This is a genomic window from Belnapia arida (assembly GCF_016773205.1).
In the GTDB taxonomy this organism is placed as follows: Bacteria; Pseudomonadota; Alphaproteobacteria; order Acetobacterales; family Acetobacteraceae; genus Belnapia; species Belnapia arida.
Window position 1 is genome coordinate 344,495 of sequence record NZ_JAETWB010000002.1, and the last position, 12,172, is coordinate 356,666.

A 12,172-nucleotide genomic window follows, 5' to 3' on the forward strand; every position below is an offset into this window, starting at 1 on the left:
CGATGGCCCATTGGCTGGTGAAGAGCGAGCCGGATGCCTTCTCCTGGGACCAGCAGGTGGCGCATGGCGTGGAGCCCTGGACCGGCGTGCGCAACGCGCTCGCGGCCATCAACCTCCGCGCCATGCGCATCGGCGACCGGGCCTTCTTCTACCATTCCAATATCGGCAAGGAGATCGTCGGTATCGTCGAGGTGGTCCGGGAGGCCTATCCGGACCCGACCGACGGGACCGGGCGCTGGGTCTGCGTCGACGTAAAGGCGGTGCGGCCAGTGCCGAAGCCGGTGACGCTCGGCGCCATCAAGGCCGCGCCCGAACTGGCGGAGCTTGCGCTGGTGCGGCAGTCGCGCCTTTCCGTGATGCCGGTCTCCGACCCGCATTGGTCCATCCTCTGCCGCATGGGCGGCGTGGAAAAAGGGTGAGGGGATGCGGCTCGAAGGGTCCTGCCAGTGCGGTGCGGTGCGGTTCCAGCTGGAGAGCCCGCACCCCTATCCCTACCAGCGCTGCTACTGCTCGATCTGTCGCAAGACCCAGGGCGGGGGCGGCTATGCGGTCAACCTGGGCGGCGACAATGCCTCGCTGCGGGTCCAGGGGCGGCAGCATGTCACCGTCTACCATGCCCGGCTGAAGAGCCCCGAGGAGGCCCGTGCGCATCGCAGCCCGGCCGAGCGGCATTTCTGCGGGGCCTGCGGCAGCGCGCTCTGGCTCTATGACGCGCGCTGGCCGGAGCTGGTCCACCCCTTCGCCTCGGCCATCGACACGCCGCTGCCCGAGCCGCCGGAAAGCACGCATATCATGCTGGAGTTCAAGGCCCCCTGGGTGACGGTGGAGGCCGGGCCACGCGACCGCCAGCATGAGCGCTACCCGGAGGAGAGCGTCGCCGACTGGCATGAGCGGCTGGGCCTCGCCAGATGATCGGTCCCAGCGAGCGGGTGCTCTGCGCGGCCGAGGAGATCGAGGAGGGGGCGGCGCGTGGCTTCCCCGCGCCCCCTGGCCGCTTCACCGGGCTCTTCGCCGTCCGCAAGGGCGGTGAGGTCCGGGTCTACGTCAACTCCTGCCCGCATATCGGCCTGCCGCTGGAGCCGCTGCCGAACCGCTTCCTCGATACCCGCAAGGCGCATATCGTCTGCGCCGCCCATGGCGCCCGCTTCCGCATCGAGGACGGGATCTGCATCAGCGGCCCCTGCATCGGCCAGGCACTGGAGATGGTGCCGTGCCGGGTGGAGGAGGGGATGCTGGTGGTGCCGGCGGATGCCGGAGAGTAGCGGCCCTTCGGCAGAACCTGCGGCCTTCAGGCCCACCCCCTTAGCGCTGGCTCCAGCGTGCCATTCCCAGGCGCCGTTCGACCGATGGTGCGCGGCCGCGCCGGGAACGAAACGCCGCAGTCAGGGCACCGCTTGCCCGATTGACGCGGCTCAAGGCGGCATGGCCAAACTACCTCGATAAAGGCCCGCCCGAGGGGAGACGCCAACATGTCCGATGAACAACTGATCGCGGTGAAGCCGGCGGTCGCCGCCGCCGCTCATGTAACGCGCGAGCAGCACGCCGCCATGATCGAGGCCGCCGCCGCCGATCCGGGCGGCTTCTGGGCCAGGGAAGCGGGGCGCGTCGCCTGGATCAGGCCCCCGACCCGCATTAAGAACACCAGCTTCAGCGGCGATGTCTCGATCCGCTGGTTCGAGGACGGGGTGCTGAATGCCTCCGTCTCCTGCCTCGATCGGCACCTCGCCGGCCGCGGCGACCAGGTGGCGATCATCTGGGAGGGCGACGACCCCGACAGCGATGCCAAGGTCACCTACAAAGATTTGCATGCGCGGGTCTGCCGTCTCGCCAATGCGCTGCGCGAGCTGGGGGTGAAGAAGGGCGACCGGGTCTGCATCTACCTGCCGATGATCGTCGAGGCGGCGGTCGCCATGCTGGCCTGCGCGCGGGTCGGCGCCGTTCATTCCATCGTCTTCGGCGGCTTCTCACCGGACAGCCTCGCTTCGCGCATCCAGGACAGCGAGTGCTCCATCCTCATCACTGCCGATGAGGGCCGGCGCGGCGGCCGCAATGTGGCGCTGAAGACCAATGCGGACGAGGCGCTGGCGACCTGCCCGAGCATCAGGTCGGTCGTCGTGGTGAGGAACACCGGCGCCGCCGTGCCGATGCAGGAGGGGCGGGACCACTGGTACGAGGAGATCACCGCGAAGCAGCCGGCCGAATGCGCGCCGGAGCCGATGGAGGCGGAGGACCCGCTCTTCATCCTGTATACTTCGGGCTCGACGGGAAAGCCGAAGGGCGTGCTGCACACGACGGGCGGCTACCTCGTCTGGGCCAGCTACACGCATGAGCTGGTCTTCGATTACAAGCCGGGCGAGATCTACTGGTGCACCGCCGATGTCGGCTGGGTGACCGGCCACACCTATATCGTCTACGGCCCGCTTGCCAATGGCGCGACGACGCTGATGTTCGAGGGCGTGCCGAACTATCCCAGCGTCTCCCGCTTCTGGGAGGTGGTGGACAAGCATCAGGTCAACATCTTCTACACCGCGCCGACCGCCATCCGCGCCCTGATGCGCGACGGCGAGGCGCCGGTGAAGAAGACCAGCCGCAAATCGCTGCGCATCCTCGGTTCCGTGGGTGAGCCGATCAACCCGGAGGCCTGGCTCTGGTACTACCGCGTCGTCGGGGATGAGCGCTGCCCGGTGGTCGATACCTGGTGGCAGACGGAGACGGGCGGCATCCTCATCTCGCCGCTTCCCGGAGCGGTGGCGCAGAAGCCGGGATCGGCAACGCTGCCGCTGCCAGGCGTGCAGCCGGCGCTGGTGGATGGCGAGGGCAAGCTGCTGGAGGGGGCGACGGAGGGCAACCTCGTCATCCTCGACAGCTGGCCGGGGCAGGCGCGCACGGTCTATGGCGACCATGAGCGCTTCATCCAGACCTATTTCTCCACCTTCCCCGGCATGTACTTCACCGGCGACGGCGCGCGGCGGGATGCCGACGGCTACTGGTGGATCACCGGGCGCGTCGATGACGTGATCAACGTCTCCGGCCACCGCATGGGGACGGCGGAGATCGAGAGCGCCCTTGTCGCCCATCCGAAGGTCGCCGAGGCGGCGGTCGTCGGCATGCCGCACGACCTGAAGGGCCAGGGCATCTACTGCTACGTGACGCTGAAGACGGGCGAGGAGCCCTCGGAGGCGCTGCGCAAGGAGCTGGTGGCCTGGGTGCGGAAGGAGATCGGGCCGATCGCCTCGCCGGATGCCATCCAATGGGCGCCGGGCCTGCCGAAGACGCGCTCGGGCAAGATCATGCGGCGCATCCTGCGCAAGATCGCGGCGAACGAGACTGGAGCGCTCGGCGATACCTCGACGCTCGCCGACCCAGGCGTAGTGCAGGAGCTGGTGGCGAACCGCGTCGGCTAGGCACTGGAACAACTGGTGAATCTTGAGTCCAGGGTGCGAAAATTAGATGCCCTGGAATCAAGACCCTGGTTCGAGTCGCGCGAACGAATCGCTGACGGGCGACTCGGAGGGGCGGGAAAGCCTTTCGGCACAAGGGCTTGTGGTTCGCCGGTTCGGCCATCCACAAGCCCGTTCCCGCTCCGGTCAGGGACCGAATCGGGATCAGAAGTCGCTGACGCGGCCCTTCCGCTCCCAGTCGCCATAGCGCGTCGGCTCCGGTCCGGACGGGCCTCCGACCTCCTTCATGCGCAGCGGCTGCTCGGGCGGCGGGTCGCCGGCGGGCGGCATGGTGGGGTCGCCGGGGATCGGCATGTCGGGGCCGGTCGGGTCGGTCACCGGCGGGGGCGGGATCTCGGGGCCGGGCGGCGTCGTGGGGGTCGGCGGCACCGGAGCGGGCGGGTCGCTCGGGGGCAGCGGCGTCGGGTCGGACATCGGCATCTCCTTCTTGTCGCGTGACAGGGTCCAGCCTCATCTGGTGTCCTGCCGTGTGCATGCCAACGCGCAACGGAGAGGAGGGGTGGCACTCGATGGGCGGATATCTGCGCACCGCGATCCTGCTGGCGGGGCTGACGGCGCTGTTCCTCGCCATCGGCTACCTGCTTGGCGGGCGGCAGGGCATGGTCATCGCCTTCCTCGTCGCCTGCGCCACCAATCTCTGGTCCTGGTGGAACAGCGACCGCGTGGTGCTTTCGATGCACAATGCCGAGCCCATCGCGCCGGAGAGCGCGCCGCGGCTCTACCGGCTGGTGGAGGGGCTGGCGCAGCGCGCGGGGTTGCCGATGCCCGCCCTCTACGTGATCCATGAGGACCAGCCGAACGCCTTCGCCACCGGCCGCAACCCGGAGAATGCCGCCGTCGCGGTGAATACCGGCTTGCTCAACCTGATGTCGGAGGAGGAGGTCGCCGGCGTCGTCGCGCATGAGCTGGCGCATATCCGGCACCGCGACACGCTGCTGATGACGCTGACGGCGACGCTCGCCGGCGCCATCGGCATGCTGGCGCAATTCGGCTTCCTCTTCGGCGGACGGTCGGAGGATGGACGGCGCAATCCCTTCGGCCCGATCGGCGCGCTGCTGCTGGTGATCGTCGGCCCGATCGCCGCGATGCTGGTGCAGATGGCGATCAGCCGCAGCCGGGAATACGAGGCGGACCGCCTGGGCGCCGAGATCTGCGGCGATCCGCGCTGGCTGGCGAGCGGGTTGCAGAAGCTGGAGCACTACAAGCAGGGGCTGGTGAACCACACGGCCGAGGCGCACCCCGCCAGCGCCCACATGTTCATCATCAACCCGCTCTCGGGGATGCGGATGGACAGCCTCTTCACCACCCATCCGTCGACCGAGGAGCGCATCCGCCGGCTGCTGGCGATGGCGCCGCCGGCGCCCGCCTGGCGGCAGCCGGCCGCGAGCCCTTGGGGCACCGCGCATCGCCGCAACCCCTGGGGCTGAGCCGCGCTTGGCCCTCCGACCCATCCTTGATCGAGGGAAAGCCCGATGCTCCGCACCGCCCTGCTTGCCGCGCTGATGCTCGCCCCCGCCCTGCCCGCCATGGCGCAGGATGCGGCGGCGGGGCAGCGCGTCTTCAACCAGTGCCGCGCCTGCCACACGATCGAGCAGGGCGGCCGCAACGGCGTCGGTCCCAACCTGCATGGCGCGGTAGGGCGCAAGGCCGGCAGCATCGAGGGCTTCCGCTACTCGGCCAGCATGCGGGAGAAGGCGGGGGGCGGCCTCACCTGGGATGAGGACACGCTCCGCGCCTATCTCGCCAACCCGAAGGCGGTGGTGCCGGCCGGGTCGATGTCCTATCCCGGCTTGCGCAACGAGCAGCAGCTCAATGACCTGATCGCCTATCTCAAGGCGAATGGCTGAGCCTAGCCGATCGTCTTGGCCAGCAGCTCCGCGCTGCGGCCATTGGCGATAGTGGCCGCCCGCGCATCCCAGGAATGGCCGCCCATGCGGGCGAAGGCGTGGTCGACGCCCGGATAGACATGGACCGCGACCTGGCTGTGGCCCGAGAGCCCGGCCAGGATCTTCGCCTGCGCCTCGGGAGGCACGAACTTGTCCCGCTCCGCGATGTGCAGGATCAGCGGCGCCTTGATGCCGCCGGCTTCGCCGAGCAGCCCCTCGAGGCCGACGCCGTAATAGCTGATATTGGCATCCGCATCCGAGCGCGCCGCCATCATGTAGGCGAGCCGGCCGCCGAGGCAGAAGCCCATGGTGGCGGCCTTGCCGTTGCTGCCCGGCAGGGTGCGGGCATGGGCGACGGTGGCCTTCAGGTCCTCCACCGCCTTGTCCTGGTCCATGCCGTTCATCAGGGCGAAGGCGCGGTCCCATTGCGCCTGGCCGGCATCCGGGTCGAGCGAGACGCCCGGCTCCTGGCGCCAGAACAGGTCGGGGCTGATGGCGATGAAGCCCATATCAGCTACCCAGTCGGAAAGCTGCCGCATGGCGTCGTTCACCCCGAAGATCTCCTGGATCATCACCACGGCACCGGCCGGGGTGGTCTTCGGCATCGCCAGGTAGGCGCCGAAGCGCCCGTTGCCATCGGCTGCGGCGATTTCGATCTCGGGCATGGCTTGCTCCTTGTCTCAAACGGTTACGGCGGCATCTAAGCCAAGATGCGCAGGCTTGCCATGCCCCTGGCGATGACACTGGTGGCAGGGGCCGGGCCGGCCACGCCGCCCAATGCCCTGGAGGCCGCCGGCTGGCGCCACGCCGAATGGCATGGCGTGGCCCCGGCGCGCTTCCGCCCGCTGCCCGGGGGCGGCGTGGCGGTGGAGGGGAGGGGCGAGGGCAGCTTCGTCTGGCGCCGCGTGCAGGGCGGGGCGGAATGCCTCTCCTGGCGCTGGCGCGTCGATGCCGGGCCGCCGCCGACCGACCTTACCCGCGCCAGCGGTGACGACCGGGCGCTTGCCATCGCCGTCGGATTCGCCGGCTGGCCGACGCGCGTCACCTTCTGGCAGCGCAGCCAGCATGCCTTCGCCCAGGCGGCGGCGGGCAGCCATCCGCTGCCGCGCAGCGTGCTGCTCTATGTCTGGGGCGGGACGGGGCGGGAGCCGGCCGCCTTCCCCAGCCCGCATATGGCGGGGCTCGGCATGGTGCGGGTACTTCGCCCGGCCGCGACTCCGCCGGGCCGCTGGTTCGAGGAACGGGTGGACCTGGCGGCCGACTGGCGCGCCGCCTTCGGGGGCGAGCCGCCGCCCTTGCAGGAGATCGTGATCGGCACGGATGTGGACGACACCGGCAGCCGGGTCGAGGCGCAGGCAGAGGAGATACGCTTCCGCCCCTGCCGATGAGGCAGCGAAACACCGCGCCATGCGTTGCCCCGCCCGAGGAGACCCAGGCGGCATGCGCGACACCCCCGATTCCGGCCAGTTCAGCACCGACGTCCCAGCACGGCTGGATCGCCTGCCTTGGAGCGGCTTCCATTGGCGCGTCGTCATCGCCCTTGGCATCACCTGGATCCTCGACGGGCTGGAGGTGACGCTGGTCGGCAGCCTGGCCGGCGCCATCCACCAGAGCCCGAGCCTGGCGCTCACCGAGACGCAGATCGGACTGACTGCCTCGGCCTATCTGGTGGGGGCGGTGGTCGGGGCGCTCGGCTTCGGCTGGCTGGCGGACAGGATCGGGCGGCGCCGCCTGTTCTTCATCACCCTCATCGTATACATGCTGGCCAGCATCGCCACCGGCTTCGCCTGGGATTTCTGGACCTTCGCGCTCTGCCGGATGCTGACCGGGGCCGGGATCGGCGGCGAGTACGCCGCGGTCAACTCCGCCATTCAGGAACTCATCCCCGCCCGGTTGCGCGGCCGCGTCGACCTTTTCGTCAACGGCACCTTCTGGGGCGGCGCCGCGATCGGCGCCATCACGTCCCTGGTGGTGCTCGACCCCGCCATCATCGACCCCGAGATCGGCTGGCGCGCCGCCTTCATCGTCGGCGGCGCGCTCTCGCTGGTGGTGCTGCTGCTCCGCCGTCACCTGCCGGAAAGCCCCCGCTGGCTGATGCTGCACGGCAAGCCGGAGGAAGGGGAGCGGATCGTCTCGGCCATCGAGCGGGACGTGGCGGCCGAGAAGGGCCCGCTGCCGCCGACCACCTATGGGCCGACGGTGCTCAACCGCCGCGGCGCCGCCAGCCTCGCCGAGATCTGGCACACCATGTTCCAGACACACCGCGACCGGGCGATCCTCGGCCTGACGCTGATGTCCTGCCAGGCCTTTTGCTACAACGCGGTGTTCTTCACCTATGCGTTGGTGCTGACCAAGTTCTACGCGATCCCGGCCCATCACGTCGGCTGGTTCATGCTGCCCTTCGCCCTCGGCAACCTGGCCGGCCCGCTGATGCTCGGCCGCTTCTTCGACACCATCGGCCGTCGCCAGATGATCACCGCGACCTATGGCCTCGCCGGATTGCTCATGGCGGCGACCGGCATCGCCTTCGCGCAAGGGTGGCTCTCCGCCTGGGAGCAGACGGCGGCCTGGACGCTGATCTTCTTCTTCGCTTCAGCCGCCGCCTCGGCCGCCTACCTGACGGTGGGCGAGAGCTTCCCGCTGGAGATGCGGGCCATGGCCATCGCGCTGTTCTACGCCATCGGCACCGCGGTCGGCGGCGTGGTCGGTCCGACGCTGTTCGGCTGGCTGATCTCGAGTGGGGAGCGGGGCGACATCCTCTGGGGCTACCTGATCGCGGCGGCGCTGATGCTGGTGGCGGCGGCGACCGAATGGCGGCTCGGCTTCGCCGCGGAGGGGCGCTCGCTGGAGGATGTCTCGACACCTCTGTCCGCCTCGGTAAAGAAACTGTAAGGCGAGCATCCTTGGGAGTGGCACAACGTTGTTGAAAGTGGTTAATATCAATTCCACAACCTAAGATTGCGTCTCAGGGAGCAGGCAGTATGGCTGCGAGCATCCAGCCCCGGATGGCTGATGACGAGTGGGAGAGCGTCTGGCAGGACTACGACCGCCGCGCACCCGCGCCCGTTGTGTCCCCTGTGCCTTCCCTGATGCCTAAGGCCGGGGCGCGGCGGCGGAAGCCGGTGCTGCTGCTGGTGCTGGGCCTCAGCCTCGTCCTGGCGCCCCGGCTGGCCTCGTTGCAGGCCGGTACGGCCATGGACGGGATCGATGGGTTGTCGATGGTCGCCTCCTTCTCGCCGGCCGAGGCGGGGTTGCCGCCCCTCTCCACCTCCGTCTCCCGCCTCGCCGCGCATTCGACCGATGCCGCCTGCTGGGTGATGCAGCTCGACCCGCGCCGTCCGGCCTGTCCGTAGCCCGGTTTCTTGCGGCACGGCGCGTGCTTTAATCGGGGCCTTCAGCAAGGCAGGCTCCCTGATGTCCGTGACCAAGCAGGAATTCCGCGACGCCATGGCCCGGCTGGGCGCCGCGGTGAACGTCATCACCACGGGCGGCCCGGCTGGGCGCGGCGGCTTCACCGCCAGTGCCGTCTGCAGCGTGACCGATGAGCCGCCGACCTTGCTTGTCTGCATGAACCGCAATGCCACGGCCGCGCCGGTGCTGAAGGCCAACGGCAATGTCTGCGTCAACGTCGTCGCCGCCGGGCAGAAGGAGGTGGCGATGGTCTTCGCCGGCGTCACCAAATGCACGATGGAGGAGCGGTTCGACGCCGGCACCTGGGCGAGCCTCGCCACCGGGGCGCCGGTGCTGCAGGGGGCCGTCGTCTCCTTCGACTGCCAGGTCGCCGAGATCGTCGAGAAGGGCACGCATTGCGTGGTCTTCGCCGAGGTTGCCGGCATCCGCGGCGGCAGCCATCACGAGCATGGGTTGATTTATTTCGGCCGGGACTACCACCCGGTGGGCAAGGACGCGGGCTAAAAGGGCGATGCCGCCGAGGCCCGAGGAAACGGAGCTCCGCCGGCTCGACCTCAACCTGCTGCCGGTCTTCGCCGCGCTGATGCGGGAGCGCAGCGTGACCCGGGCGGGGGAGGCGCTGTTCCTGTCGCAGCCGGCCACCTCGGCGGCGCTGGCGCGGCTGCGCACGGTCTTTCGTGACGAATTGCTCGTGCGCAACGGCAAGCAGCTGGAGCCGACGGCACGGGCCGAGGCGTTGCTCGCTGCCCTCACCCCCTCGCTCCAAGCGATCGCGGCGACGTTGGCCGGGGCTGTGCCCTTTGACCCGGCGACGGATGAGCGGGTCTTCCGCGTCGGCTGGACCGACGATGTGGGGATGGCGGCGAAGCCGCTGCTGGCCCGCATCTGGCAGCAGGCGCCGCAGTGCCGGCTGGTGATCCGGGCCGCCAACTACCGCACCATCCCGGGGATGCTGGAAAGCGGGGAGATCGGCCTTGCGCTCGGCTTCATGGGGGATGACCTGCCGGCGCTGGCGAAGCAGCGGGTGCTGCGGCGCGGCGGCTTCCAGGTGCTGCGTTGCGCGAGGACGAAGCCGGTCGACCTGGAGGCCTATTGCGCGCGGCCGCATGTGCTGGTGACGCCGCGCGGTGACCTCAGCGGCTTCGCTGATGCGGCGCTGGAGCGGCTGGGGCGGGGCCGGCGGGTGGTGCTCGGCGTGCCGGAATTCGGCCTGCTGCGCCAGGTGCTGCTGGGGACAGAGCTGCTTTGCACCGTTTCCGATGCGCTGGTGGAGGCGCTGATGGCGCCCGAGGCCGGCGGCGGCCTGGCGGCCGACCCTCTGCCCATCGACTCGCCGGATTCGGTGTTGCGCATGGCCTGGCGCACCGCCCTCGACCATGACCCGGCGGAGGAGTGGCTGCGCGCCCAGGTCGTGGCGGTGCTGGCCCGGCGCTGAGGCCTATTCCGCGGCGGCCGCCAGCGGCAACCTTGTACCGTCTTGCGATGTAGGCCGGCGAGGCCGAGGTGGAACCAGGGGCGGGCAGCGACATCGACACCTTCCAGCAGGCTGCCGGTGGCGGCGATGACGCGGCCATCGGCGCTGGTGAAGCCGATCCAGGACAAGGCCCGGAAGCGGGTCTTCAGGTCTTTGAGCAGGCGACGGGCCGTGGCAGGCTCCGGCGGCTGGCGCTCGAAGGCCTCGAAACGGGCGATCAGGCCGACCTCACGCGCCCACTCGGCGAGGCCGTAATCGAGGCGATGCGCCATCACCCGGCGAAATCGGCAAGGCGCGCACCATCCTCCTCGACGAGCCGGTGTCGTTCGGACCGCAGCAGCAGGGCGGAGCCGGCCAGGCCGAGCAGGGCGCACAGGAACCCTATCGCCAGACCGTATCGCCAACCGGGACCGGACCCGCCGAAGAAAGGGCATCACGATCGAACTCAGAGGCTGTACTGGATACTGTTCATCTTTGCGGTCAGCAGCTTCGTCCACAGCCGGAACGAGAGGTTTGGCTGGCGTTTCGTGGTGCGGGATGCTGCTTGATCGGAACGGAAGTGACCGGCAGACATGCGAAAGGCCCGGGGGTATCCCACCCGGGCCTTTCCATTGCTGCAGCCGTTGCCGGCCTAGGCAGGGCTCAGGAAGCCATCTCCGCAGTGGCGGTGACGATGATCCAGGCCGCAGGCAGGGCACGCGGCATATGGCAATGAGACACTGGATCACCTCCTTTCGGTTGTTGACGACAGAGGTCAAGATGGGCCCGCGAGGGGGCCCATTTCAAGCACTACATCTGCACGTAGTCTCCATTCCGCCAGACGTAGAAGACGTAATCGGGAACGGTGACATCGCCCTTCCGGTCGAAGGCGATGTCGCCGAGGACGGTCTGCCAGGGACCGCTCGCCTTCATCGCCTCCGCCACCTTCCTGGCGTCGACGCTGTTGACCTTGGCAACGGCGGCGGCCCAGATCTGCACGGCGGCATAGGTGTAGAGGACATAACCCTCGGGATCGATGTTCTTCGCCTTGAAGGTTTGCACCACCTGGGCGGCGCTGGCGCGCCGGCGCGGGTCGCTGCTGAAGGTCATCAGCGCGCCTTCACCGGCCGCACCAGTGATCTGCCAGAAATCCTTGGTGACCAGGGCGTCGCCGCCGATGAGCGTCACGTTCATCCCCTGCTCCTTGGCCTGGCGCAGGATCAGGCCGGCCTCGGTGTAGTAGCCGCCGACATAGATCACCTCGATGCCGGAACTCTTGAGCCGCGAGACGAGGGCGTTGTAGTCGCGCTCGCCCGGATTGTAGGCGGTGTAGACGGTCTCCTGGATGCCGCCGGCGTTGAGCGCCTTCTTGGTCTCGTCGGCCAGGCCCTTCCCGTAGGCCTGGTTGTCATGGAGGATCGCCACCTTCTTGCCTGGGTAGGTGCGGGCGATGTAGGTGCCGGCGATCTGGCCCTGCTGGTCGTCCCGGCCGCAGACGCGGAAGGTGTTCCAGGCGCCGTCATCGGTGAATTTCGGGTTGGTGCTGGCCGGGCTGATCTGCAGCACGCCCTCCTCGGCATAGACCTTGCTGGCGGGGATGGAGCTGCCCGAGCAGTAGTGGCCGGCAACCATCGCCACCTTGCGGCCGGCGAGCTGGTTGGCGACCGAGACGGCCTGGCGCGGGTCGCAGGCATCGTCGGCGATCTCGAGGGCGAGCTGGCGGCCGAGCACGCCGCCCTTGGCGTTCATGTCGGCGACGACCTGCTGGGCGCCGGTCTTCATCTGCTCGCCGGCAGCGGCGTTGGAGCCGGTCATCGGCCCGGCGCAGGCCAGGCGAATCGGGCTGCCCTGGGCGAAGGCCGGGTGGATCAGGGCCGGGCTGGCGAGCACAATGCCGGCAGTGCCGGCGATCAGTCCCCTGCGATTGAGCATTGTCTGCTTTCCCTGTCGATGCCGCTGCC

15 protein-coding genes are annotated in these 12,172 nt (G+C 69.2%); 12 read left to right on the forward strand and 3 right to left on the reverse strand.

Annotation, left to right across the window (positions count from 1 at the left end; all coding sequences use genetic code 11):
* Positions 1 to 2 precede the first annotated feature (2 nt).
* The 4 genes from JMJ56_RS08650 to acs all read left to right on the forward strand — a co-directional run bounded on the left by JMJ56_RS08650 (position 3) and on the right by acs (position 3,404).
* Positions 3 to 419, forward strand: a complete 417-nt coding sequence (locus JMJ56_RS08650) for an EVE domain-containing protein (RefSeq protein WP_202831220.1) — start codon at positions 3 to 5, stop codon at positions 417 to 419.
* Between the two features lie 4 nt (positions 420 to 423).
* Positions 424 to 912, forward strand: a complete 489-nt coding sequence (locus JMJ56_RS08655; RefSeq protein WP_202831221.1) for a GFA family protein — start codon at positions 424 to 426, stop codon at positions 910 to 912.
* Positions 909 to 1,262 carry a Rieske (2Fe-2S) protein gene (locus JMJ56_RS08660; protein WP_202831222.1) on the forward strand — a complete coding sequence of 118 codons (354 nt, stop codon included), beginning with the start codon at positions 909 to 911 and terminating at the stop codon, positions 1,260 to 1,262. Before JMJ56_RS08655 ends, JMJ56_RS08660 begins: the two co-directional genes overlap by 4 nt.
* A 207-nt stretch (positions 1,263 to 1,469) precedes the next feature.
* Positions 1,470 to 3,404: an acetate--CoA ligase gene (acs, locus tag JMJ56_RS08665; RefSeq protein ID WP_202831223.1), complete on the forward strand. Its 1,935-nt coding sequence runs from the start codon at positions 1,470 to 1,472 to the stop codon at positions 3,402 to 3,404.
* 201 nt (positions 3,405 to 3,605) lie between these two features.
* Here the strand turns inward: acs and JMJ56_RS33720 are convergent, their stop codons facing one another.
* Positions 3,606 to 3,875, reverse strand: coding sequence for a succinate dehydrogenase assembly factor 4 (locus JMJ56_RS33720; protein WP_236037563.1), 270 nt, complete (start codon positions 3,873 to 3,875; stop codon positions 3,606 to 3,608).
* 95 nt (positions 3,876 to 3,970) lie between these two features.
* On the opposite strand from JMJ56_RS33720, the gene htpX reads away from it, so the two are divergent.
* Together htpX and JMJ56_RS08680 are read left to right on the forward strand one after the other, a co-directional pair.
* Entirely contained in the window at positions 3,971 to 4,888 is a 918-nt protein-coding gene (gene htpX / locus JMJ56_RS08675; protein ID WP_202831224.1) for a zinc metalloprotease HtpX, read from the forward strand.
* Between the two features lie 45 nt (positions 4,889 to 4,933).
* The gene (locus JMJ56_RS08680; RefSeq protein WP_202831225.1) at positions 4,934 to 5,308 is read left to right on the forward strand and encodes a c-type cytochrome; all 375 of its coding nucleotides are present in this window, start codon (positions 4,934 to 4,936) and stop codon (positions 5,306 to 5,308) included.
* A gap of 2 nt (positions 5,309 to 5,310) precedes the next feature.
* Here JMJ56_RS08680 and JMJ56_RS08685 read toward each other — a convergent pair whose 3' ends face one another.
* Positions 5,311 to 6,012: a dienelactone hydrolase family protein gene (locus JMJ56_RS08685; RefSeq protein WP_202831226.1), complete on the reverse strand. Its 702-nt coding sequence runs from the start codon at positions 6,010 to 6,012 to the stop codon at positions 5,311 to 5,313.
* Positions 6,013 to 6,072: 60 nt separating this feature from the next.
* On the opposite strand from JMJ56_RS08685, the gene JMJ56_RS08690 reads away from it, so the two are divergent.
* The 6 genes from JMJ56_RS08690 to JMJ56_RS08715 all read left to right on the forward strand — a co-directional run bounded on the left by JMJ56_RS08690 (position 6,073) and on the right by JMJ56_RS08715 (position 10,780).
* A complete protein-coding gene (locus JMJ56_RS08690; protein ID WP_202831227.1) occupies positions 6,073 to 6,735 on the forward strand; it encodes a DUF3047 domain-containing protein in 663 nt (220 codons plus the stop codon).
* A gap of 52 nt (positions 6,736 to 6,787) precedes the next feature.
* Positions 6,788 to 8,239, forward strand: a complete 1,452-nt coding sequence (locus JMJ56_RS08695; protein ID WP_202831228.1) for an MFS transporter — start codon at positions 6,788 to 6,790, stop codon at positions 8,237 to 8,239.
* An 89-nt stretch (positions 8,240 to 8,328) separates the two neighbouring features.
* Positions 8,329 to 8,700, forward strand: a complete 372-nt coding sequence (locus JMJ56_RS08700) for a hypothetical protein (protein WP_202831229.1) — start codon at positions 8,329 to 8,331, stop codon at positions 8,698 to 8,700.
* A gap of 61 nt (positions 8,701 to 8,761) precedes the next feature.
* Positions 8,762 to 9,262: a flavin reductase gene (locus tag JMJ56_RS08705; RefSeq protein WP_202831230.1), complete on the forward strand. Its 501-nt coding sequence runs from the start codon at positions 8,762 to 8,764 to the stop codon at positions 9,260 to 9,262.
* A gap of 7 nt (positions 9,263 to 9,269) precedes the next feature.
* Entirely contained in the window at positions 9,270 to 10,193 is a 924-nt protein-coding gene (locus JMJ56_RS08710) for a LysR family transcriptional regulator (RefSeq protein ID WP_202831231.1), read from the forward strand.
* Positions 10,194 to 10,261: 68 nt separating this feature from the next.
* The gene (locus JMJ56_RS08715) at positions 10,262 to 10,780 is read left to right on the forward strand and encodes a hypothetical protein (protein WP_202831232.1); all 519 of its coding nucleotides are present in this window, start codon (positions 10,262 to 10,264) and stop codon (positions 10,778 to 10,780) included.
* Between the two features lie 241 nt (positions 10,781 to 11,021).
* Here the strand turns inward: JMJ56_RS08715 and JMJ56_RS08720 are convergent, their stop codons facing one another.
* Entirely contained in the window at positions 11,022 to 12,143 is a 1,122-nt protein-coding gene (locus JMJ56_RS08720; protein ID WP_202831233.1) for a branched-chain amino acid ABC transporter substrate-binding protein, read from the reverse strand.
* Positions 12,144 to 12,172: the final 29 nt, after the last annotated feature.